Origin of the sequence: Parvimonas parva, assembly GCF_016552165.1 — a bacterium.
Taxonomy (GTDB): Bacteria; Bacillota; Clostridia; order Tissierellales; family Peptoniphilaceae; genus Parvimonas; species Parvimonas parva.
On the sequence record NZ_JACVDA010000026.1, the window covers coordinates 1 to 21,745 of the forward strand.

The window sequence follows — 21,745 nt, forward strand, 5'->3', positions numbered from 1 at the left end:
TGTTCAATTACTATTATACCTCTTTGAGATGTTTTTTTCTATTCTTACTGGCTAACTTAATTTTACAATATGGGAAACTAATATCTATTTTTTCTTTTTCAACTTTGTTATCTACTTTACCTTTACCACAAGAAGTTAAAACCATTGCTGATAAAATTAAAATAGATAAAATTCTTTTATTTCTCATATTAGCTCCTTAAATAAGAATTAGTTTTATTTTTGTTTATAATATTAACATTTTTTTGTTAATAAAAATATTTACAAAAGTAAAAAAATATGCTAATATTATTTTAGAGGAGGTAGTATTTATGATAATTACAACTACAAATAATGTTGACGGATATGAAATTGTTGAGTATAAGGGAGTTATCTTTGGAGAGGTAATTACAGGTGTTAATTTTATAAAAGACTTTAGTGCAGGTCTTAGAGATTTCTTTGGTGGACGTTCATCTTCTTATGAAGAAGAATTAATGGGAGCAAGAGATGAAAGTTTAAAAGAAATTATGCAAAGAGCAAATGAAGTAGGAGCAAATGCTATTGTCGGTCTTAAAATGGACTATGAAATGCTTGGAGCGTCAAACAGTATGATGATGGTTACTTGTTCAGGTACTGCTGTTAGAATTGAAAAAAGATAATTTTTAGGTGTTTCATTTTTGGAACACTTTTTTGATAGGAATTTATTTTTGAAATTTGATGTATTATACTTGAAATAATTTTAAAAGTTTAGTATAATATAGTCAATAAAGGGGAGTAGCTAATTTTGTTTAGTCGTCAATACGGTTTATCCCGGCTAAGCACCTAACTATTTCAATAGGAAGCAAGACCTTTGTTTAATTTTATTAAACAAGGTTTTTTTTATGCAAAAAAACCTTAAAGGAGGAAAAATTATGTTTTGGTACAATAAGAGTACAGATGAATGTATCAACGAACTTGGAAGTGATTTAAAAAATGGTCTTTCAAGTGAAAAAGCAAGTGAGCTTTTAGAAAAAAACGGAAGAAATGAATTGAAACAAAAAAATAAAAAATCACTTCTTTCAAAAATAATCGACCAATTTAAAGACCCAATGATTTTAATTTTGATTGGTGCTTGTATTATGTCAGCTGTGGTTGGTGAAATAACAGATGCTTTTATAATCATTGCGATAGTAGTTGTAAATGCAATTCTTTCACTTAATCAAGAAGGAAAGGCTGAAAAGGCGATTGAGGCTTTACAAAAAATGGCAAGTCCTATGGCTAAGGTTTATAGAGATGGAAAGTTACTTCATATTCCTTCTCCGGAAATTGTTGTTGGTGATATTGTTGAACTTGAAACAGGAGATATTATTCCTGCCGATTTAAGACTTATCGAAAGTGTAAACTTAAAAATTGATGAGGCGTCTTTAACTGGAGAATCCGTACCGGTTGAAAAATTTGCCCAAAAAGTTTATGAGGGAGAAATGGAAATAGGCGATAGAGAAAATATGGCTTATTCATCAACTATCGTGTCTTATGGTAGAGGACTTGGAATAGTTATTTCTACCGGAGAAAATACAGAAATCGGTAAAATTGCTACAACTCTTGATTCTTTTGAAGATGAAGATACTCCACTTCAAAGAAAGCTTGCAGGACTTTCAAAGTCTTTAGGGCTTATAACAATAGGAGTTTGTATTGTTGTTTTCCTTGTAGGACTTTTATATAAACAACCATTTTTACTTATGCTTTTAACTGCAATTTCTCTTGCGGTTGCAGCTGTTCCGGAAGGTTTACCTGCGATTGTTACAATAGTATTATCACTTGGTATGACTAGAATGGTTAAGAAAAATGCAATAGTAAAAAAACTTTTAGCAGTTGAAACTCTAGGAACTACAACAGTAATTTGTTCAGATAAAACGGGAACACTTACTCAAAATGAAATGACTGTAAAAAAAGTTTTTGTAAATAATTCTGTTTATGATGTAGAAGGAACAGGTTATGAGCCTGTTGGAGATATACTTTTAAATGGAGAAAAGACTAATGCAAAAGAAAATGAAGATTTTATTTCAATTTCTAAGATTGCAACTTTAGTAAATGATGCAAAGCTTATTAATGAAGAAAATCTTTATAAAATTGTAGGCGATCCTACTGAAGGAGCATTATTAACTCTTTCTGAAAAAGTAAATATTTCTAAAGAAGAATTAAATATTGCACATAGGAGAATTGCAGAGATACCTTTTGATTCTACAAGAAAAATGATGACAACTTTTAATGAAAATATTTTTGGAGCAAATGTTGTTTCTGCTACAAAAGGCGCACCTGATATTGTAATAGATAATTGTAAGTATATTTTAATAAATGGAAAAGAAGAAGAATTTACTTCTGAATTAAAAGAAAAAGTTCTTTTACAAAATATTGAATTTGCCAGACAAGCACTTCGTGTTTTAGCTTTTGCTTATAGAAAATTTGATTCATTACCTGAAGAACAAACAACTGAAAATATTGAAAGAGATATGGTTTTTGTTGGACTTATGGGAATGATTGACCCTGCAAGACCTGAAGCTAAAGAAGCCATTAAAGAATGTAAAAAAGCCGGTATCATTCCAATAATGATAACGGGAGATTATCTTGAAACAGCTGTTGCAATCGCAAAAGATTTAGGAATTTTAGATGAAAACTCAAAGGCCATTATGGGTCGTGAGTTAAATAAAATGACTGAAGAAGAAGTTTGTGAAGTAGTTAAGACTACAAGAGTTTTTGCTCGTGTAAGTCCTGAAAATAAGGTACAAATAGTTAGTGCTTTAAAGAAAAATGGACATATTGCTGCGATGACAGGTGATGGAGTAAATGATGCACCTGCTATCAAGAGAGCTGATATAGGGGTTTCAATGGGAATTACCGGAACAGATGTTGCAAAAAATACTTCAGATGTAATTTTGACTGACGATAATTTTGCTACAATAGTTTCAGCAGTACACGAAGGACGTATAATTTATTCAAATATTAAGAAATTTGTTTCTTTCCTATTATCTTGTAATGTTGGGGAAATTTTGATAGTTTTAGTTTCAATTCTATTGAATATTCCGGTACCATTTATACCTATTCAATTACTTTGGTTAAATTTAGTTACAGACAGTTTCCCTGCTCTTGCACTTGGAGTTGAAAAGGGTGATGAGGATATTATGGAAGTTCCACCTAGAAATCCAAATGAACCGATTTTGGATAAAGATATGATTTACAGTATAATTTCTCAAGCTTTAGCAATTACAGTTGCTACACTTGGAGCATATTTCTATGGAATGCATCATTATCCAAATCATATTGAAGGAGCAAGAACTGTTGCATTCTTTACACTTATAACATCAGAACTTTTAAGAAGTTATTCAGTTAGAAGTAGTAGATTTACATTATTCCATATTGGAATATTTTCAAATAAAACATTGGTATATGGAACTGCTTTATCCTTTGTTATGATGCTTGTAGTTGTTTATGTACCATTCTTACAACCATATTTCGATACTGTTTCATTAGGAATAAAAGAATTAGCGGTTGCAATTCCACTTGCATTTGTTCCTTTTGTAGTTGCAGAAATTTCAAAAGTTATAAGAAAAAAATAATATAAAAAATATTATTAGAAATTTAAACTGACCTTTGTTTGGAGGTCAGTTTTTATGTCTTATCAAAATTAAGAAACGTTTTAATTGATTTTTTATATTAAAAAAATTTATAGATAAGACAAATTTTGCTTTAATTATACTTTGTTAGTAAACAGTAGTTCACTAAATATGTAAAAAATATTCATTTTGCTATAAAAAAATAAATTGAAAAATTTTAAAAAATTGTGTTTTATATTTTATCCATAAGGGTATCTTATATTATAAGTGTATAGTTTGGTTTATATGCAGGTAAATTTCTTTTTTTAATAAAAGACATTGACAAATTGTTAAATAAGTTATATACTTAATGATGGGAATAACGATTCCCTTATAAAATTTTTTTTGTAAATAAAAAAGGAGGATTTTTTTATGAAGACAGATGTGCAAATTGCTCAAGAAGCAAAAATGAAACCTATCAGAGAAGTTGCTGATTACTTAGGATTCCCAGAAGAAGCCATAGAGCTTTACGGAAATTACAAAGCTAAGCTAAATATACACGAATTAAAAGATTATAATGATAGACCAAATGGTAAATTAATTTTAGTTACTGCCATTACTCCAACTCCTGCAGGAGAAGGAAAAACTACAACTGTTGTAGGGCTTGGCGATGGATTAAATAAAATAGGAAAAAGAACTGCTCTTGCACTTAGAGAACCTTCTTTAGGACCGGTTTTTGGAGTTAAAGGTGGAGCTGCTGGTGGTGGATATGCTCAAGTAGTTCCTATGGAAGATATAAATTTACATTTTACAGGAGATTTTAATGCTATTGGAGCAGCAAATAACTTACTTGCTGCAATGTTAGATAACCATATCAATCATGGAAATGAATTAGATATTGATGCTAGAACTATTACTTTAAAGAGAGTTGTAGATATGAACGATAGACAACTTCGTTTCATAGTTGACGGTTTAAATGGGAAAGTTAATGGTATTCCAAGAGAAGACGGATTTGAAATAGTAGTAGCATCAGAAGTAATGGCTATTTTATGCTTATCAAATGATTTAAAAGATTTAAAAGAAAAACTTGGAAAGATTATAGTTGCTTATAATAGAAAAGGCGAACCTGTAACTGCAAAAGATTTGAAAGCACAAGGTGCAATGGCTGCTTTATTAAAAGATGCTATTAAACCAAATCTTGTTCAAACATTAGAACATACTCCAGCTTTCATTCATGGTGGACCATTTGCAAATATAGCTCATGGATGTAATAGTATTATAGCTACAAAATTAGCTTTAAAATATGCTGATTATGTTGTAACTGAAGCAGGTTTCGGTGCTGACTTAGGTGCTGAAAAGTTCTTAGATATTAAATGTAGATTTGCAGATTTAAATCCTAATGCTGTTGTAGTTGTTGCTACTGTAAGAGCATTAAAAATGCATGGTGGACTTGCTAAAACTGAACTTGGAAATGAAGACCTTGTTGCATTAGAAAAAGGACTTCCAAACTTGTTAAAGCATGTTGAAAATATGCAAAACTTATTTGGTATTCCATGTGTTGTTGCAATTAATAAATTCCCACTAGATACTGACGCTGAAATTAAGTTAATCGAAACTAAATGTAAAGAATTAGGTGTTAATGTTGTTCTTTCTGACGTTTGGGCTAAAGGTGGCGAAGGTGCAGTTGACCTTGCAAATGAAGTTGTTAAACTTGCTGAAAATGACAAACCAATTAATCAAATTTACGATATTGAAGATTCATTAGAAGAAAAATTAAATAAAATTGTTCAAAAAGTTTATGGTGGTTCTGGTGTAACTTTCTCTCCTGGAGTTAAAAAGAAAATTAGAACTATCGAAGAATTAGGCTTTAAAAATGTTCCTATTTGTATGGCTAAAACACAATATTCATTCTCTGACGACAAGAATAAAGTTGGAAGACCTGAAGGTTTTAAAGTAAATATTAAAGACATAAAGATTGCTGCGGGAGCAGGTTTTGCTGTTGCTTACAGTGGCGATATTATGACTATGCCAGGACTTCCAAAAGTTCCAGCTGCAAATAATATTGATATTACAGATGATGGAAAGATAGTTGGTTTATTCTAGTTAATAGGAGGAATTTATGGAACAAAAAATGTGTGATAAAACCATAAATTTATTTATTCAAGAATTATCAGATAAACAACCTGTACCAGGGGGTGGAGGCGCCTCTGCCCTTGTTGGTGCTTTAGGTGTTGCACTTTTAAATATGGACGCAATTTATACAACTGGTAATGAAAAGTTTAAAGATGTTGAAGAAGAAATAAAAGAACAAATTAAAAAATACAATGAATTAATTATTTCATTAAAAGAGTTAGTTCAAGGCGATGCTGATGCTTTTTATCCACTTTCTCAATGCTATAAAATGCCAAGAAATACTGATGAAGAAAAGAGATTAAAGAGAGAGGCTCTGGAAGAAAATCTTTATAAGGCTGCTATGATTCCATTACAAATAATGGAAAAATCTTATGAGGCTATTCTTTTGATTGACAGATTAACTGAGATAGGTAATAAAAATTTAATTGGTGATGTTGCAACAGGCGCCGTATTTTTAGAGTCTGCACTTAAGGGTGCAAGTCTTAGTGTTTTCGCAAATACTTGTTCAATGAAAAACGAAGACAATATCAAGATGATAAATGAAAAATCTATGAAATTGTTAAAAGAAGGAACTGAACTTGCTAATAAAGCATTTGAAAAAATCTTTAATGGCTTTTTGAAATAAGGAGATTATTATGACAACAATAATGAAAGGTAAAGAAGTAGCGATAGCTTTAAAAGAAAAAATTAAAGCCGGAGTTGCTGAACTTAAGGAAAAAGGAAAAGTTACTACTTGTGGTTTTATTAGAGTTGGAGACAGAAGTGATTCTATCGGTTATGAAAATGCTGCTATAAAGGTTTTATCTTCTCTAGGTATTGAATGTGTTCAATTTCATTTCCCTGAGGATATTACAGAGGCGAATTTTATAGCCGAACTTGAAAAAATTGGAAATGATGATAGTGTAGATGGATTTTTGCTTTTAAGACCATTACCTGCACATATCGATGATGACTTGGTTGGTATGAAGATTAATCCTAAAAAAGATATTGACGGTGTTAGTCCATATAATATTGGAGAAGTTTTCTATCCTAAGGAAGACAGTTTTATTCCTTGTACTGCTGCAGCAGTTATAAAAATGTTAGAATTCTATGATTTAGATTTAACTGGTAAAAATGCAGTTGTATTGGGACGTAGTAATGTTATCGGTAAACCGGTTGCAATGTTATTATTAGCAAAGAATGCAACAGTTACTGTATGTCATAGTAGAACTCAAAACTTAAAAGAAGTTTGTAAAAATGCAGACATTTTAGTTTCAGCTATCGGTAAGGCTCATTTTGTTACAAAAGAATTTGTAAAAGAAGGGGCAATCGTAGTTGATGTTGGAACAAATTATGATGAAAATGGAAAGGTAACAGGCGATGTTCATTTTGATGAAGTTTCTGAAATTGCAAGTTTTATTAATCCGGTACCGGGTGGTATTGGCTCAATAACAACTTCAGTTTTAGCTGAAAAATGTTTAATCGCTGCTAGAAAAAAGGTAAAATAAATGGATTATGAAACTGCAATGATAAAACTTAGAGGAGAAGTTTGCAGTGGAATTAAATTAGGTTTACAAAATATAAAAACTCTTATGGAAAAATTAGGAAATCCACAAGATAAATTAAAAATTATTCATATTGCAGGAACCAACGGTAAAGGTTCCTGCACTTCTTTTGTAAATTCTGCTTTAGTTTCACAAGGATATAAAGTTGGAATGTTCACTTCTCCATCTATTTATAATTTTGAAGAAAGAATTAGAATTAATAATAAAAATATTCCTGAAGATAAGTTAATAGACTTGATGAATGAGGTTAGAGAAGTCGCAGAAACAATGGAAGTTTTTTCCGCTGATTTTGAGCTTGTAACAGCTATTGCATTTTTGTATTTTTATAGGGAAAAATGCGATTTTGCGATTATGGAAGTAGGATTGGGTGGCAGACTTGATGCTACAAATGTAGCCCAAAACCCTCTAATAACTTTAATAACTTCAATAAGTTTAGACCATCAACAATTTTTAGGAAATACAATTCCTGAGATTGCTCTCGAAAAGGCAGGAATTATAAAAGAAAATGTTCCTCTTGTTTTGTATTCACAAAGTAAAGAAGCTATGGATAGTATAATTGGGGTTGCTAATTCTAAAAATTCTAAAGTTATTCTAAATGATTTAGAAAAAATTGAACTTTTAGAAAACACAAAAAATGGACAAATAATAAATTATAAAGATTTTAAAAATTTAAAAATAAATTTACTTGGTTCGCATCAAATTAATAATGCCACAATTTCACTTGAATTACTTGAACAACTTAGAAAAATGGGATTTGAAATTTCAAACGAAAGCATTTATAATGGTTTTTCAAGCGTAACTTGGCCTTGCAGATTTGAATTAGTTTCAAAAAATCCTGATTTTATTTTAGATGGAGCACATAATATTGACGGAATAGATAAATTCATTTCAAATATGAATTTTTATTATAAAGACAATAAAAAAATTGGAATTTTTGGGGTTTTAGCTGATAAAGATTACAATGAAATGTTAGCTAAAATAGTTCCTTGTTTTGATGTATTCTTAACTGTTAGACCGGATTCTGATAGGGCAATGGAATCTAAAGAATTAAAAGAAAGAATTGAAAAATTAACAGAAAAGAAAGTTTATAGTTTTGAAAATTATCAAGATGCAATAAATAAAGCGATTGAAATTTCTAAAGAAGATGATGTTATATCGGCTTTCGGCTCTTTGTATTTTGTTGGAGAAGTGCGTAATCTTTTGGGAGTTAGTGATTATTAATGGATAAAAAATTTTTAAGAAAAGAAATTCAGGAAAAATTAAAAAAAATATCAATAGAAGATAGAAAAAATTTTGAAGAGATTTTATATAAAAAGTTATTTGAAAATGAAAATTTTAAAAATGCAAGATGTATTGCGCTTACAATTCCTTTTGGGACAGAGATAAATACATATCCAATAATTGAAAAATTATTAGAAGAAGGTAAAATTATTTGTGCTCCTATTTGTGAAAAGGAAACTAGAAAGATGATCTTTTATAAAATAAGTTCTTTAGACGAGTTAGTTGAGGGACATTATGGAATAAAAACTCCACCTGAAATTGAAGAAAATATTATTGAAAAAGAAAATATTGATTTGATTTTAGTTCCGGGTGTTGGCTTTGACAAAGACAACTACAGAATCGGCTTTGGCGGGGGATATTATGATAGATATTTAAAAGACTTTAAAGGACATACAATAGCTTTAGCCTTTAAAGAACAAATCATAGAAAAAGTTCCAACAAATGAATTTGACTTGCCTGTTGAGTTGGTAATTACAAATTAACATGAATTTTAAAACAGTTTTGGTTTCAAAGCTGTTTTTTCTTGCAAAATTTTTTAAAATGTTATATTATATATACTAGGTAAATTTTTGAAAATAGGAGGTATATATGATAAAGCTATTTTCTGATATGGGAGCAGATATTCCAGTAGAAATTGCCAAAAAATATAAAATCCAAATTTTTAACATGATGGTTACAGATGGCGAAAATGAATATACTTTAAATTCTGATATAGACAAATATAAATTATTTGAAAATATGGCTAAAGGTATTGATTATAAAACTTCACAAGTTTCATATAAAGAGTTTTATGATGTTTTTAAATCGGAAATTTTAGATGAAAATGAAATTATTTATATTTCTTTATCTTCTGGACTTTCTGGAACTTTTAATACAGCAAATATGGTAAAAAATGATTTGTTAGATGAATTTCCAAATGCAAAAATTCATATAATAGATAGTTTAGGTGCTAGTTTTGGTTATGGTGCTTTAACTATTAAAGTTGCCAAAATGCTTGAAAATGAAGAAAGTTTAGAAGAGATTTTAAAATATATTGATTTTTATAAAAATCATATAAATTATATTTTTACAGTTGACGATTTGACATATCTTTATAGAGGTGGAAGATTAAATAAGGCTAAATTTATTTTAGGTAATTTATTAAATATTTGTCCTATATTAGATATTTCTAAAGAAACAGGAAAACTTAACTTTTTCGATAAAGTTAGAGGACATAAGGCTTTTAAGAAAAAAGTTGTTGATATAGTTAAGAAAAAATCTGATTGTTTAGATAAGCAGACTATTGTTATTTTACAAGGCGATTGTATGGATAAAGCGAATGAACTAAAAGAGCTTTTAACTAAAGAGTTTAATAATTCAGATATTATTATAACCGGTGTAGATGCTGTTATCGGTTGTCATACAGGTCCTAGTATTTTGGTTATGGTTTATTTAGACGAGTTATATGGAAAATATGATAATTTTGAAATTTAAGGGTTAGAAATAACCCTTTTATTGTGAAGTAATAAGGTTGCTACCAACTTATGCGAAGCATTGTGTAAAGAGTATTTTAATTTTTGGGGAGATGATTAATATTAAACATATTTATGAATTTTTAGTTATTTTAATTTTTTTAGTTTTTGGGACATTGGTAGAAATAATTTTTAAATCTCCTGTTCCGGCGACAATTTTATCGATGTTATTTTTAGTTGTATTATTATATTTTAAAATAATTGAGCTTAAAAAAATTGAAAAAGTTTCAGAGTTTTTGCTTGAAAATATTACATTATTTATGACACCTTTGGTTATTGGTGTTATAGATAAATTTAATTATTTTAACGGGAAATTTTTACAAATATTTTTGATTTTATTTGTAAGTGTAGTCGTATCTATAATTATTACAGCATTTGCAACTTCTTTTTTAGTAAAAATTTTTGTAAAAGGAGGTAGTAAAAATGGAATTAATGATTAATAGTCCACTTTTTGGAATATTTTTAACTGTTATAACTTTTATTATCGGATATGAAATTCAAACTAAATTGGGATTAAAATTTTTAAGTCCAATGGTTACATCTTCAGTTTTAATCATAGCTGTTCTTTTGATTTTTAAAATTCCTTATGTGAATTACAAAGAAGGTGCTGATATTTTAACTTTTTTTGTCGCTCCTGCAACAGTTGTTTTAGCAATTCCACTTTATAAGAACTTAGATATAATCAAAAAATATTTTATTCCAATTTTTCTTGGTTGTTTAATCGGAATAAGTGTTGGAGCAATCACTGGAATTATTTTATGTAATATCTTTGGAATAAATAGAGAAATTTTGCTTTCAATGTTACCTAAGTCAGTTACATCAGCAATAGGATATGAAATTTCTAAAAAAATTGGTGCAATAATTGAAATTTCTATGGTATTTATAGTTATATGTGGAATTATAGGATATAGTGTTGGAGAATTGATTTTTAAGATTTTTAAGATTGATGATAAAATTGCAAGAGGGGTTTCACTTGGTTCTTGTAGTCACGTTTTAGGAACTGCAAAAGCAATGGAACTTGGAGAAGTGGAAGGTTCAATTTCAACAGTTTCAATTTCAATCTCCGGAGTATTAGCAGTTATACTAATACCTTTAATTTTAAATTTTATTTAATGAAAATTAATGAAAAATAACTACCGTTCTTTCGGTAGTTATTTTTTTAAAAATGAAATAAATTCAGTTGAGTTTTTGTTATTTGTAAATAGTTTGTAAATTTTTCTTGCATTTTGTTCCAATTCAAATTTGTTTTTTTGTAATTCTGATAAATTTTGTGAGCTTTTGTGTGTAGTTATTATCTCTAAATTTGATTTATTTTTTATTTCTTTTAATAGTTCCTGTCCGTTTTTATTAAATGCAAGAACACTTATATATTCAGGTTCTTTTGAATATATTTCTTTTATATCGTTAGTTATATTAAGCAGGTAATTGTAAATAAATCTTTTTATTCTAACTTTTTTATATCTTTTACTTTGAATTTTTTCTACTAGTTCCTCTATTGAATTTACGGTAAACATATTTTTCTTTATCAAATTTAAAATTCCATTTTCATAATTTACAATATTTTCAGGGTTTATTTGATTTATTAAAATATTGTATTTCAATATTTCTAAAATATTTTTTTCATTTGGAAGAATATTGTTTTTTACTGAATTTTTTAGTTCTTCAAAAGTATTTTTATCTATAAAATTTTCTATTTTTTCAAAATTATTTTCATAAATTGCTTTTCTGATTGCAGATGCACTTAATTGCTCATTTGAATTATAGTTTTCACTATTATAATTCTCGCCTTTTCTTTTTATAGGGAAAGGAATTATTTTTGAGTTTGAAAGTATTAAATTTTTTACATATTCTATTGAAAGAATATTATTTGAAATAAAAAAGTCATCTTTAATTTCTAAAACATTATACTTTTTATTTATTTCTATACAAGCATTTTTATATGCGACAGCATAACTTTTTCCAAGTTTCATTTCAGAATTTAAAAATTCTTCTATTTCATTTTTATATTTAAGTTGAAATTTTGCAATTTCTAAAATGTCTTCTTTTTTTTCACATTCAAAGCCGAAACATAGATAATCTACAATATTTAATTTGTTTAAAATTGAAATTCCACCTTTTGCAAAATTTTCAGCACTTTGTAGGCTAAAATAAAAAGGAAGTTCTATAACTAAATCTACACCATTTTTTACAGCAAGGCTTGCTCTTGTATATTTATCTAAAATCGCACATTCACCACGTTGAACAAAGTCTCCACTCATAATTGAAATTACAAAAGTGTCTAATTCATTTTTTAAAGTATCTATTTGGTATTTGTGTCCCAGATGAAATGGGTTGTATTCAGAAATTATTCCGGAAACTTTCATAAATTCTCCTTTAATTTTTTATTATGAATTTTATTAAGATTATTATATCATATTTTCACTTTAGATAATCTTTAAATGGTAAATATGATGAAATAAATACACTTTTATACAATAGCCATAAAACTGTACTTATTATATCATATTTTCACTCAAATAACTTTTCAACTTGAATTAATAATTTGATATAATTTTTTAAGCATAAATTTATCAATATTATGTATCTTTGATTATTGACTAAATACAAAAAAAACTATATAATAAACGTACTGTTTTATAATATTTTTTGGAGGTTTTGTTATGGACATTAGAGTGGTTAGTGAAAGCATTTTTGATATTGAATCAGATTGTATTGTTTACTTTGTTGACAATGCTTTTTCAAGCGAAGATACTATGGAATTAGTTTCTAAGGCCGGAGATAGACTACTTGATGTTTTTAGCAAGATAAGTTCGTTTGCAACCGGAGAGTTTAAAATCGTTCCGGCATTTAACCTTAAAACGACTTATGTTATTATTTCTTCAATTCCACAAAGTATTGAAACTGAAGAAGATGAAAAATTTTTGGAAGAAATTTTTTCAAATATTTTATCAGGAATTGAAAAGTATGAATTTAACACAATAGCAGTTGATGTTACAAGGCTTTTAAATAGTTATAGTTCAAAACATAGTGAAGTTTTTAAAAGATTTTTAAGAAATGTAAAAAAAGATATTGTAGTTTTTATGTGTAAATAGATTAGATTTAAATTTATGAAAGGAGGAGAATATGAATACTTTATTAGATAGAGATACTAGACGTGCTTTAGAGTATAGTTTTTTGTATTTAAAAGATTCTGTTGCTTTTGATATTTTTATTTCCTCACTTTCAATAGAACAACGTGGTTTTAATGTAAGATTTAGACAGGCAATTTTTAATAAAATCTCTAAGAGTTTAGATGTTTTTTACAAGAATAGAACAGATAGAGAATATATCAAAAGCGCTGTTAAAAAAGTAGTTTATGATGATATTAATCGCTTGGAAATTGTACTTGCCGTTAATTCATATATCTATGGTAAAAAGTCTAATGTTTTTGCAAATGAACTGGAAAATTATTTTTTACTTAATTATCCTGATTTGAAGATTAGTAGAAAACAAAAACTTATAGTTAGAAAGTTGACTTCTAAAGATTATAGATTTAGAAATAGACTTATAAATAATGTTATAGATTATTACAATTTAAATGAAAAGTTTGAAGAAAAAACTAATGATTTTTTCGAAAATGTAATAAAAGACTATATTTTTAATCTTAACAATTATATTGTAAAACAATTAAAGTTGGAATTTCAGGGTAATAGATATTATATTTTACAAAAAGAAAATTTTTTGACAAAAAAAGATTTAGAAGAACTTTATGCACATATAAAAAAGGTATTTATGGAACATTTATGTAAGACTTCAAGGATATTTATATGGTATGGGCTTAATGATAAAGTTACAAGTAGATATAAAAACTAGAGTCAAAAACATGCGTTTTTGACTTTTTTATGATAGGAGAATTTTATGGGTTATACAGCTTTTTTACTTATGATTATAAATATTTTATCTAAAATTTTAGGATTTTTTAGAGAAATATTATTATCGTATTTTTATGGAACAGGTGAGATAGCAACCGCTTTTCAAATTTCATTTTTAATTCCATATACTATTTTAGGATTTGTAATGTCCGGACTTTCTACAAATTTTATACCAACATATACGTCTTTGTATAAATCTAAAGGAAGAGATGAGTCAGATAGATTTACAAGTAATATTTTAAATATAATTTTTATAATAGGGATTATTGCGACTATTTTAGCTTATATTTTTGCCAGACAAATAGTTTTTATATTTGCTATGGGATATTCTGGAGAAATTTTTGAATTATCTGTTAAATTTACAAGAATTACAATACTTGGAATGTTTGCACAACTTTTAAATGCCATTTTAAAAGGATATTTGAATATAAAGGGTAATTTTGTTATACCGGGTTCAACAGGATTTTTATATAATATAGTTATAATTGTATTTTTGATTATAAGTTATAAAATTAATCCGATACTTGCTCCGGTTGGAGTTGCTACTGCTACAATTTTTCAATATGTTCCATATATTCCTGCAATCAGAGGAACAAAATATAGACATAAGTTTGTTCTAAATTTTAAAGACGAAAATGTGAAAAGACTTTTGATTTTAGCCCTTCCAATAATTTTTGGGGTTGCAGTAAATCAGATAAATATGATTATAGACCAAAATTTGGCATCATTTATTTCTGATAAGGGTATTTCTGTTTTAACTTATTCTATAAGACTTTATGAATTTGTATGGGGAATAATGATTGTTTCAATAACAACAGCAATTTATCCGACTTTGAGCAGACTCGCAATAGAATCAACTGTGAAGTTTAAAGTACAAATAACAAAGACAATTTCAACTATTTTATATCTTGTTATTCCTTCAGCTATTGGAATTATGATTTTTTCTACTGAAATAATAACTTTGATATACAAGAGAGGAAAGTTTGATGAAAATGACGTTACATTGGTCTCAGGTGCATTATTTTATTACTCTTTGGGACTTATAGGACTAGGAGTTAGAGATGTTTTATCTTCATCATTCTATTCATTAAAGTTAACAAAGATTCCTTTGATAAATTCAATAGAAATGGTTGTTTTAAATGTTTTTTCATCAGTAATTTTATCAAGGTTTATGGGACTTAACGGTCTTGCATTAGGTTCAACTATTGCGTCTTTCTTTGGAGCGATAAATCTTTATATAAAATTGGAAAAACAAATAGGTAAAATAAAGTGTAGAATTATGTTGAAAAATATATACAAGATGATAATTTCCGTTTTATTTATGGCTATAGGTTCAAAAGTTATTTTTACTGTATTACATTCAAGATTTTCAAACAACTTAAGTTTGCTTGTATCAATAATTTTTGCAGTAATAATTTATGCGACAGTTTCTATCTTGCTTAGAACAAGACAGGCATTAGATATTTTAAGAGCAATAATAAATAAATTAGAAAGTAAAATTGTATAGACTTGACTTTAATTACATTTGTTGATATAATTAGAAAAAATTAAATATATGCGTTGAAGGAAAAAAACTTTAAGGAAATTTTTAGAGAGTTAGCATTTGGTGAAAGCTAATATTTGATTTAAGGTGGGACACTCCGGAGCTTTTATTTTAAAGAGAGATACCAATAATTAGGGTGGTACCGCGGATTATATTCGTCCCTGCAGTTTGCAGGGACTTTTTTTATACAAGGAGGAAAGATATGGCACAAATGGGAAATTTAAGAAGAACACATATGTGTGGAAACTTAAGAAAAGAAGATATTGGAAAAGAAGTAATTTTAATGGGGTGGGTTGCTAAGGAAAGAAACTTAGGCTCATTAATTTTTATGGATTTGAGAGATACAACAGGTATTTCACAAATTGTTGTAAGAGATACACTGGGAGAAGAAATTTTTAATAGTGCAAAGGAAGTTAGATCAGAATTTGTTTTAGCTGTTAAAGGTATTGTTTCTGAAAGAGAAAGCAAAAATCCTAAAATTCCAACAGGGGATATTGAGATTGAAGTTAATGAATTTGTAGTTTTAGATACTGCACAAACTCCTCCAATCTATATTAAAGATGACGACAATGCTTCAGAAAATTTAAGATTAAAATATAGATTTTTAGACTTAAGAAAAGAAAGTTTACAAAATAATTTAAAATTAAGAGCAAAAGTTTGTAAATTAATCAGAGATTTTTATTCAGAAAATAATTTTGTTGAAATAGAAACTCCATACTTAAACAAACCAACACCGGAAGGAGCGAGAGATTATCTTGTACCTTCAAGAGTTAATCCTGGTAACTTCTATGCTCTTCCACAATCACCACAAATTATGAAACAACTTTTAATGATTGCAGGAATGGATAGATATTTCCAAATAGTAAAATGTTTTAGAGATGAGGACTTAAGAGCTAATAGACAACCGGAATTTACTCAAGTTGACCTTGAAATGAGTTTTGTAGATGTTGAAGATGTTATCGATGTAAATGAGAGAATGTTACAAAAATTATTTAAGGAAATTAAAGGAATAGATATTGAATTGCCAATAAAAAGAATGAAATATGATGATGCAATGGAAAAATATGGAAGTGATAAACCTGATTTACGTTTTGGTTTTGAAATTAGAAATATTACAGATTGTGTTAAAGATGTTGAATTTGATTTATTTAAAAATGCTATTTCATCAGGTGGAAGTGTAAGAGCAATTTCAATCGGTAAATATTCAAAAGAATATACTAGAAAGAAAATTGATAAATTAATAGACTCAATAAGAGATTATGGGGCTAAAAATATTTTCTGGATAAAAATTGCAAATGGGGAAGTAACTTCTTCAATTTCAAAATTCTTAAATGAAGAAATTATTGCTAATATTAAAGAGAAAATGAATGCTGAAAATGATGATTTAATTTTAATTATTTCAGATAAAAATGATGTAGTTTTAAATTCATTAGGAGCATTAAGGGGTGTAATTGCAAGAGAAATGAATTTATTAAATCCGAATGAATATAATTTATGTTGGATAGTAGATTTTCCACTTTTTGAATATGATGAAGAAGAACAAAGATATGTTTCAAAACATCATCCATTTACACACCCAAAAGATGAGGACATTCAATATTTAGAAAGCAATCCTGAAAAAGTTTATGCAAAGGCTTATGATATTGTAATAAATGGAGATGAGCTTGGTGGAGGCTCAATTAGAATTAACAATTCTGATTTACAAAACAAAATGTTTAAGGCATTAGGTCTAACAAAAGAAGAAACTGAAGTTAAATTCGGATTCTTACTTGAGGCTTTAAAATATGGAACACCACCACATGGCGGACTTGCATTTGGTCTTGATAGATTGATTATGTTACTTGCGGGTACAAATAATATAAAAGATGTAATAGCATTTCCAAAGACACAATCTGCATCCGACTTGCTTACAGAAGCACCTTGCATAGTTTCAGAGGCACAACTTGAGGAGTTAAATTTAAAAATTGGAAAATAATATTTATACGAGAACAGAACTTTTAATAGGAACAGAATCACTTAATATTTTGAAAAATTCTAAAGTAATTGTATTTGGAATTGGTGGTGTTGGAAGTTTTAGCGTTGAATCACTTTGTCGTTGTGGAATCGGGGAAATTTCACTTGTAGATTTTGACACTATTGATATAACAAATGTGAATAGACAAATTCATGCAATGTTAAATAATGTCGGAAAATATAAAGTTGATGAAATGAAAAAGAGGATAGAACTTATTAATCCCGATATAAAAGTTAATGTTTTTAAGGAAAAGTTAGATAAAGATAATATTGAAAAATTTAATTTAAAATATTATGATTATGTTGTAGATGCAATAGATACAATTACTTCTAAGATTTATCTTGCAAAATATTGTTATGAAAATAATATAAAAATAATCAGCGCAATGGGAGCAGGAAATAAATTAGACCCTACAAGATTTAAAGTAGCTGATATTTATAAAACTTCGGTTTGTCCACTTGCAAGAGTTATGCGAAAAGAGCTTAAAAGTTTGGGAGTAAAAAAATTAAAATGCGTCTATTCAGATGAAATTTCTGTTGGGGAAAAGATTGAATCTAATGAGAGAAGAAAATCATCACCGTCCAGCATAAGTTTTATTCCTTCAACTTTAGGACTTATTATTACATCAGAAGTAGTAAAGGATTTGATATTATGGAACAAGTAGGATATATAACTAAAATTTTGCCTGAGAATAAGTGTAAAGTTTTGGTTTCAAGGATAAGTGGTTGTAAAGGAACTTGTAAAACTTGTAGTGGTTGTCCAACACCGACTATGCATATAGTTATGAAAAAGACATTGGACGTTGCAGTTGGTGATTATGTAAAAATAGGTGTAGATAGTAGTATTGTTTTAAAATATTCTATTTTTCTGTATGGTTTTCCACTTTTAATGTTTATGCTTTCAATAGTTTTAGTTAATGTGATTTTTCCGAATTTAAAAGGAATAGATATAATTGGCTTTTTAGTTGGAGTTGTTACAATGATTTTAGCCTTTTTTGTAGTTAAACTTGTAGATAAAAAATATGCTCATCTATCAACAAAAGCAATGTATATGGAACAAAAAATTTCAAAAAAAGACATATAAATGAAAGGTCGATTCAATGAATCGACCTTTTGCATCTTTTTATTTAATTCTTATAAAATTTTTTGGTTATTATTTAACTCTTGTAAAAACAGTTTCTCCTGCTTCGTCTTTTATTGTAAGTTTATTATCTTTTATTGAGAAAGTAGCTTTTACTTCATCTCCCATAAAGTTAATTGTTAAATTTTCTCCATCTACTTTATATTTCATTTCCATTTGTTCAGCTTCTTTTTTAGCTTCTTCTCCAGCAAGAGCAGCCACTGACTTCATTTTTTCTAAAAGACTTTCATCTCCAACTTTAATATCCATCTTTTCATCTTTAGTGAATACTAATGTTACTTCACCTTTCACACCTAAGAATTTTAATGACTCTGAGTCAGTTAATTCTTTCATTGCACCACTAGCTTTTCCTTCCGGTTTCCATTGTCCAACTATTGAATTACTTGAAGCTTTACAAGCAACTAATGAAAACATTATTAATAGTGGTAATACAAATAACATAATTTTTTTGAATTTTTTCATAATATGCCTCCCTTAAAATAAATTAAATTAGTATGTTCTAATTTGTAACTATAGTATAACATAAAAAAGTTTATATAGTTATACACTTTTGGGTAGTATTTTAATAATTATATATTTTGTGAACAAATTGATTTTTTCTCAAAAAAATGATATTATAACATAAAGATTATTTTAAAAGGAGGATATTATGAAAAAGATAGATAAATTTTTTGTTAAATTATTTATAAGTTGTATTCTTCTTTTTTTATATGGATTTTTAAGAGATTATAAATTTAGTTCACATATTATAGATACTTTTTTTGCCCAATTTTTAAGTTTAATTTTGTTTTTAAATATAATATTGTGGGGATTGAAAATAAATAAAAGAATATTGAATGAAAATATAAAAAAATATACTCTTAACATTTCATATCTATTGCTATTTTGGGTTTTTGTTCGTGTGTTTAAGTTTCAATACAGTAATATTTCTGTGGATACAACAAGATTTCTTAGATATTGTTATTATATTCCAATGATTTTAATTCCTTTACTTTTTTATTTTATTAGCTTGTGTATTGATAAAGATGAAAATTATGTTCCGAAAATTGTTTTTCCAACTGCTTTTTCAGTAATTTTAATTTTTATTGTACTTACAAATAATATACATCAACTTGTATTTAAATTTAATTCCATTAATGATGGAGATGGACAAAAAGTATTTTTTTATTTCATAATTGCATTATGGATTGTCTTTATTACTACTTATTCGCTTTATATATTTTTAAAGAAATCATATTTTAAAAAGAATATTAGATATAATTGGTTACCGTTTTTTGTGATTTTTCTATGTATTATATATAATATTATTTATTCATTAAATGGTAGTAAAAATATTTTTGGAGTAGATTTTACAGTTTTTATGTGCTTTTTTTGTATATTGCTACTTGAAACTTTGGTTTTTGTTGGAGAAATTTCGTCCAATGATAATTATAAAATATTTTTTAAAGATATAAAACTTCCTTTAACAATAGTAGATAACAAAGCAAATGTTAAATATCGTTCAGATATTGCTGAAAATTTTAGTAAAGATATTATTAAAAGCATAAAAAATGAAAAGATAAATTTAGACGAAAACAATTTGCTTTACACCTTTAAAATTTTAGGAGGAAATGTTCTTTGGCAAAAAGACATTTCAGAGATTAATAAATTAAATGACGAAATAGCTGAAAGTTCAAATGAAATAAAAAATTCTTTAAGTTTATTGGAGGAAAAGTATAGAATAAAATTGCATAAACTTAGTTTGGTGCATCAAAGTCAAATCTTTACACTTATTTCAAATAGTATTTCATATAAAATTTCAAAAATAAAAAAATTATTAAATGATATGGAGGGGAAAGATTATTCCGTTCAAGAAAATATTTTAAAAAATATAAATGTAATTGGAACTTTTGTAAAAAGATTTACAAATATGATTTTAATAAATGAAATTGGAGAAAAACTAGCTTCCGGAGAGTTAAAGCTGTCGCTTTTAGAAAGCTCCACTAATCTTGAATTTTTCGACATTTATTGTGTCATTAATATTGAAGATGAAAATAAATTTTATGGAGAGAATGCTCTTTTATTTTATGAGATTTTTGAAAATATTGTTGAAAAACATATTTTTAATATTGATAATATTTTTATTTCATCTAATTGTAAGAAAAAATTTTTTATACAAATTGAATTGAAAGAAGAAAGTTATTTAGAAATTAATTTTGATAGGGTTAAAGAAAAATATGAAAATATAGAATTTGAAATTAACACAGAAACTTTTGGTAAGTTATTATCATATAGTATTTGTGAAAAGGGGGCGAATTCTAATGATTGATAGTATTATGACTACTAATGATTTATTCTTATTTATTAGTTTAATCGCTTTATTGCTTGTTTCGATTATATTTTGTTATGAATTTAAATCAAATTTGAATAAATTTAGAAATATTGCTCTTTTTGTTATATTAATTTTTTTGCTTTTAGAAACTATTATTGCTAAGTATCTTAGTGATGTAGTTTTAAAGAGACTTGAAATGAGTAAATTTTTTATTTTTAAAATTAAAATTTCATATCATATAATTTTCATTTCTATATTAGTCATACTTGCGTTTTTGTTGAAAATGGAAAGAAAAAAAGATACTATTGATAGAAATTCTATAAAAGAGGCTATTGATAATATACCTGTTGGAATTTGTTTTTATGATAAAACTGGAAAATCTTTATTGATTAATAGGGTTATGAATAGAATAATATTTTCTTTTTCAGGAACTTATATTAATAATATAGAATATTTCCTTGCTTTACTTGAAAATAATAAATTAGATGTAAAGAAAATATTTTTTAAAGATTCTATTGCATATAAAATTAAAGGGCAAGTTTTTCTTTTTGATAAAAGTACGATTAATATAAATGGAGTAGAAATTTTTCAAGTTATAGTGCATAACATTACAGATTTGTATGCCAAAACTGAAAAACTGGAAGAGGAAAGGTTAAAAATTCAAAATCAAAAAAAATCTCTTGAAAAATTATTAAAAGATATAGTAAAGATAAATCGTTCTAAAGAAATTTTAATTTCAAAATCCCATATTGTAAAATTAAGTTAGCCAGTAAGAATAGAAAAAAACATCTCAAAGAGGTATAATAGTAATT

Annotated in this window: 21 protein-coding genes and 1 other annotated feature; of the genes, 18 read left to right on the plus strand and 3 right to left on the minus strand. The window is 27.1% G+C overall.

Features of this window, described 5'->3' with window-relative positions:
- Positions 1-13: 13 nt before the first annotated feature.
- Complete coding sequence (locus IBJ83_RS07515; protein WP_201275966.1) at positions 14-187, minus strand: hypothetical protein; 174 nt, start codon at positions 185-187, stop codon at positions 14-16.
- Between the two features lie 121 nt (positions 188-308).
- Between IBJ83_RS07515 and IBJ83_RS07520 the strand changes: the two genes are divergently transcribed.
- From IBJ83_RS07520 to IBJ83_RS07565, 10 genes are all read left to right on the plus strand, one after another.
- Positions 309-635 carry a heavy metal-binding domain-containing protein gene (locus IBJ83_RS07520; protein ID WP_068472012.1) on the plus strand — a complete coding sequence of 109 codons (327 nt, stop codon included), beginning with the start codon at positions 309-311 and terminating at the stop codon, positions 633-635.
- 252 nt (positions 636-887) lie between these two features.
- Positions 888-3,569 (plus strand): calcium-translocating P-type ATPase, PMCA-type, encoded by a 2,682-nt coding sequence (locus IBJ83_RS07525; RefSeq protein ID WP_201275967.1) that lies wholly within the window; start codon positions 888-890, stop codon positions 3,567-3,569.
- A gap of 408 nt (positions 3,570-3,977) precedes the next feature.
- Positions 3,978-5,648, plus strand: a complete 1,671-nt coding sequence (locus IBJ83_RS07530; protein ID WP_201275968.1) for a formate--tetrahydrofolate ligase — start codon at positions 3,978-3,980, stop codon at positions 5,646-5,648.
- 16 nt (positions 5,649-5,664) lie between these two features.
- Positions 5,665-6,303: a cyclodeaminase/cyclohydrolase family protein gene (locus IBJ83_RS07535; protein WP_068472018.1), complete on the plus strand. Its 639-nt coding sequence runs from the start codon at positions 5,665-5,667 to the stop codon at positions 6,301-6,303.
- A gap of 10 nt (positions 6,304-6,313) precedes the next feature.
- Positions 6,314-7,165 carry a bifunctional 5,10-methylenetetrahydrofolate dehydrogenase/5,10-methenyltetrahydrofolate cyclohydrolase gene (locus IBJ83_RS07540; RefSeq protein WP_201275969.1) on the plus strand — a complete coding sequence of 284 codons (852 nt, stop codon included), beginning with the start codon at positions 6,314-6,316 and terminating at the stop codon, positions 7,163-7,165.
- Positions 7,166-8,443, plus strand: coding sequence for a bifunctional folylpolyglutamate synthase/dihydrofolate synthase (locus IBJ83_RS07545; RefSeq protein ID WP_201275970.1), 1,278 nt, complete (start codon positions 7,166-7,168; stop codon positions 8,441-8,443).
- Positions 8,443-8,985 (plus strand): 5-formyltetrahydrofolate cyclo-ligase, encoded by a 543-nt coding sequence (locus IBJ83_RS07550; RefSeq protein ID WP_201275971.1) that lies wholly within the window; start codon positions 8,443-8,445, stop codon positions 8,983-8,985. The genes IBJ83_RS07545 and IBJ83_RS07550 overlap by 1 nt, the downstream gene beginning before the upstream one ends.
- A 106-nt stretch (positions 8,986-9,091) precedes the next feature.
- On the plus strand, positions 9,092-9,976 hold the full coding sequence (locus IBJ83_RS07555; protein WP_201275972.1) for a DegV family protein: 885 nt from the start codon (positions 9,092-9,094) through the stop codon (positions 9,974-9,976).
- 91 nt (positions 9,977-10,067) lie between these two features.
- The gene (locus tag IBJ83_RS07560) at positions 10,068-10,454 is read left to right on the plus strand and encodes a CidA/LrgA family protein (RefSeq protein ID WP_201275973.1); all 387 of its coding nucleotides are present in this window, start codon (positions 10,068-10,070) and stop codon (positions 10,452-10,454) included.
- Complete coding sequence (locus IBJ83_RS07565) at positions 10,438-11,127, plus strand: LrgB family protein (RefSeq protein ID WP_201275974.1); 690 nt, start codon at positions 10,438-10,440, stop codon at positions 11,125-11,127. Before IBJ83_RS07560 ends, IBJ83_RS07565 begins: the two co-directional genes overlap by 17 nt.
- A 38-nt stretch (positions 11,128-11,165) precedes the next feature.
- Here IBJ83_RS07565 and IBJ83_RS07570 read toward each other — a convergent pair whose 3' ends face one another.
- The gene (locus IBJ83_RS07570) at positions 11,166-12,377 is read right to left on the minus strand and encodes a tRNA(Met) cytidine acetate ligase (RefSeq protein WP_201275975.1); all 1,212 of its coding nucleotides are present in this window, start codon (positions 12,375-12,377) and stop codon (positions 11,166-11,168) included.
- A 297-nt stretch (positions 12,378-12,674) separates the two neighbouring features.
- Between IBJ83_RS07570 and IBJ83_RS07575 the strand changes: the two genes are divergently transcribed.
- The 6 genes from IBJ83_RS07575 (at position 12,675) to IBJ83_RS07600 (ending at position 18,565) form a co-directional block, all read left to right on the plus strand.
- On the plus strand, positions 12,675-13,106 hold the full coding sequence (locus tag IBJ83_RS07575; RefSeq protein ID WP_201275976.1) for a macro domain-containing protein: 432 nt from the start codon (positions 12,675-12,677) through the stop codon (positions 13,104-13,106).
- 31 nt (positions 13,107-13,137) lie between these two features.
- A complete protein-coding gene (locus IBJ83_RS07580) occupies positions 13,138-13,866 on the plus strand; it encodes a hypothetical protein (protein WP_068472037.1) in 729 nt (242 codons plus the stop codon).
- Between the two features lie 45 nt (positions 13,867-13,911).
- Positions 13,912-15,432, plus strand: a complete 1,521-nt coding sequence (murJ, locus tag IBJ83_RS07585) for a murein biosynthesis integral membrane protein MurJ (protein WP_201275977.1) — start codon at positions 13,912-13,914, stop codon at positions 15,430-15,432.
- Between the two features lie 44 nt (positions 15,433-15,476).
- Positions 15,477-15,634: a binding site (T-box leader), on the plus strand.
- Positions 15,635-15,670: 36 nt separating this feature from the next.
- Entirely contained in the window at positions 15,671-17,443 is a 1,773-nt protein-coding gene (aspS, locus tag IBJ83_RS07590; RefSeq protein WP_201275978.1) for an aspartate--tRNA ligase, read from the plus strand.
- Complete coding sequence (locus IBJ83_RS07595; protein ID WP_068472043.1) at positions 17,433-18,146, plus strand: tRNA threonylcarbamoyladenosine dehydratase; 714 nt, start codon at positions 17,433-17,435, stop codon at positions 18,144-18,146. Before aspS ends, IBJ83_RS07595 begins: the two co-directional genes overlap by 11 nt.
- Positions 18,134-18,565 carry a SoxR reducing system RseC family protein gene (locus IBJ83_RS07600; RefSeq protein WP_201275979.1) on the plus strand — a complete coding sequence of 144 codons (432 nt, stop codon included), beginning with the start codon at positions 18,134-18,136 and terminating at the stop codon, positions 18,563-18,565. The genes IBJ83_RS07595 and IBJ83_RS07600 overlap by 13 nt, the downstream gene beginning before the upstream one ends.
- Before the next feature lie 69 nt (positions 18,566-18,634).
- Here the strand turns inward: IBJ83_RS07600 and IBJ83_RS07605 are convergent, their stop codons facing one another.
- Positions 18,635-19,084 carry a hypothetical protein gene (locus IBJ83_RS07605; RefSeq protein ID WP_201275980.1) on the minus strand — a complete coding sequence of 150 codons (450 nt, stop codon included), beginning with the start codon at positions 19,082-19,084 and terminating at the stop codon, positions 18,635-18,637.
- Positions 19,085-19,271: 187 nt separating this feature from the next.
- Here IBJ83_RS07605 and IBJ83_RS07610 point away from each other — a divergent pair, with 187 nt between their 5' ends.
- Both IBJ83_RS07610 and IBJ83_RS07615 read left to right on the plus strand, forming a co-directional pair.
- Positions 19,272-20,930, plus strand: a complete 1,659-nt coding sequence (locus tag IBJ83_RS07610) for a histidine kinase N-terminal 7TM domain-containing protein (RefSeq protein ID WP_201275981.1) — start codon at positions 19,272-19,274, stop codon at positions 20,928-20,930.
- Positions 20,923-21,699 (plus strand): hypothetical protein, encoded by a 777-nt coding sequence (locus IBJ83_RS07615; protein ID WP_201275982.1) that lies wholly within the window; start codon positions 20,923-20,925, stop codon positions 21,697-21,699. Before IBJ83_RS07610 ends, IBJ83_RS07615 begins: the two co-directional genes overlap by 8 nt.
- The last annotated feature ends 46 nt before the right edge of the window (positions 21,700-21,745 follow it).

What these genes read in the sequence shown, in the direction of transcription:
- IBJ83_RS07515 (WP_201275966.1), bottom strand. Translation starts at nt 187, where the DNA reads ATGAGAAATAAAAGAATTTTATCTATTTTAATTTTATCAGCAATGGTT.
- IBJ83_RS07520 (WP_068472012.1), top strand. Translation starts at nt 309, where the DNA reads ATGATAATTACAACTACAAATAATGTTGACGGATATGAAATTGTTGAG.
- IBJ83_RS07525 (WP_201275967.1), top strand. Translation starts at nt 888, where the DNA reads ATGTTTTGGTACAATAAGAGTACAGATGAATGTATCAACGAACTTGGA.
- IBJ83_RS07530 (WP_201275968.1), top strand. Translation starts at nt 3,978, where the DNA reads ATGAAGACAGATGTGCAAATTGCTCAAGAAGCAAAAATGAAACCTATC.
- IBJ83_RS07535 (WP_068472018.1), top strand. Translation starts at nt 5,665, where the DNA reads ATGGAACAAAAAATGTGTGATAAAACCATAAATTTATTTATTCAAGAA.
- IBJ83_RS07540 (WP_201275969.1), top strand. Translation starts at nt 6,314, where the DNA reads ATGACAACAATAATGAAAGGTAAAGAAGTAGCGATAGCTTTAAAAGAA.
- IBJ83_RS07545 (WP_201275970.1), top strand. Translation starts at nt 7,166, where the DNA reads ATGGATTATGAAACTGCAATGATAAAACTTAGAGGAGAAGTTTGCAGT.
- IBJ83_RS07550 (WP_201275971.1), top strand. Translation starts at nt 8,443, where the DNA reads ATGGATAAAAAATTTTTAAGAAAAGAAATTCAGGAAAAATTAAAAAAA.
- IBJ83_RS07555 (WP_201275972.1), top strand. Translation starts at nt 9,092, where the DNA reads ATGATAAAGCTATTTTCTGATATGGGAGCAGATATTCCAGTAGAAATT.
- IBJ83_RS07560 (WP_201275973.1), top strand. Translation starts at nt 10,068, where the DNA reads ATGATTAATATTAAACATATTTATGAATTTTTAGTTATTTTAATTTTT.
- IBJ83_RS07565 (WP_201275974.1), top strand. Translation starts at nt 10,438, where the DNA reads ATGGAATTAATGATTAATAGTCCACTTTTTGGAATATTTTTAACTGTT.
- IBJ83_RS07570 (WP_201275975.1), bottom strand. Translation starts at nt 12,377, where the DNA reads ATGAAAGTTTCCGGAATAATTTCTGAATACAACCCATTTCATCTGGGA.
- IBJ83_RS07575 (WP_201275976.1), top strand. Translation starts at nt 12,675, where the DNA reads ATGGACATTAGAGTGGTTAGTGAAAGCATTTTTGATATTGAATCAGAT.
- IBJ83_RS07580 (WP_068472037.1), top strand. Translation starts at nt 13,138, where the DNA reads ATGAATACTTTATTAGATAGAGATACTAGACGTGCTTTAGAGTATAGT.
- murJ (WP_201275977.1), top strand. Translation starts at nt 13,912, where the DNA reads ATGGGTTATACAGCTTTTTTACTTATGATTATAAATATTTTATCTAAA.
- aspS (WP_201275978.1), top strand. Translation starts at nt 15,671, where the DNA reads ATGGCACAAATGGGAAATTTAAGAAGAACACATATGTGTGGAAACTTA.
- IBJ83_RS07600 (WP_201275979.1), top strand. Translation starts at nt 18,134, where the DNA reads ATGGAACAAGTAGGATATATAACTAAAATTTTGCCTGAGAATAAGTGT.
- IBJ83_RS07605 (WP_201275980.1), bottom strand. Translation starts at nt 19,084, where the DNA reads ATGAAAAAATTCAAAAAAATTATGTTATTTGTATTACCACTATTAATA.
- IBJ83_RS07610 (WP_201275981.1), top strand. Translation starts at nt 19,272, where the DNA reads ATGAAAAAGATAGATAAATTTTTTGTTAAATTATTTATAAGTTGTATT.
- IBJ83_RS07615 (WP_201275982.1), top strand. Translation starts at nt 20,923, where the DNA reads ATGATTGATAGTATTATGACTACTAATGATTTATTCTTATTTATTAGT.